Source organism: Microvirga aerilata, from assembly GCF_016743775.1.
Lineage (GTDB): Bacteria > Pseudomonadota > Alphaproteobacteria > Rhizobiales > Beijerinckiaceae > Microvirga > Microvirga aerilata.
The window spans coordinates 1-591 of the sequence record NZ_JAEQMY010000365.1 but is presented as its reverse complement, the minus strand read 5'-3'; the positions used below and the strand labels follow the sequence as shown (position 1 = coordinate 591).

At 62.4% G+C, this 591-nt stretch carries 1 protein-coding gene; it reads left to right on the top strand.

Annotated features, from left to right (window positions below):
- The first annotated feature begins 60 nt into the window (after window positions 1-60).
- Entirely contained in the window at window positions 61-579 is a 519-nt protein-coding gene (locus JKG68_RS32835) for a hypothetical protein (protein WP_202066665.1), read from the top strand.
- The last annotated feature ends 12 nt before the right edge of the window (window positions 580-591 follow it).

Sequence of the window (591 nt, the reverse complement as noted above, 5' to 3'; positions counted from 1 at the left end):
GATCGACAGCACGGGGCAGGGCGGCCTATACTGAGAATGGGGTTGCGATGGAGACGGACCATGAGGCTGTCCCTTGCCCCCACGCTCCTCCTCGCCGCTACGCTTGGTGCGGACGCAGCCCCGCAAGCCAAACCGAAGCCAAAATCAGAGGCGAGCAAGATCGCTCAACTGGTCACCGTCTCCGGTGCATGCACCAAGCTCATTCAGGCCGGGAGCGCGGTGGAGGGCTGCAAGCCAGTCCTGATGAACCTGAACTACTCGACCGGGGTGAGCGCCTACTGGTTTATGACCGAGCGTCTGATCCTGTCGTTCTCAGGCGATGGGAACCGTCAGGTGGAACAGGGGCCGGACACCGCTGTCCAGGCCATCGAGAAGGTCATTGTGGCGGCGTCGGCAAACGGCTTCAAGAACGAGGACGCCAAGGAAGAGACCGCCATCGGATTCTGCCGCTTTGGCGATCCCACCCTGAAGGGAGCCATGCTGGAGTGCGTGGCCCATACCCCAGCAGGCCGTTATGAGGGAGCCTTCGTCACCGATGGCAGCCCACCCCAACTCGAAGCCTTCCAAGTCGATCCGTGATGGCTGTTGGCG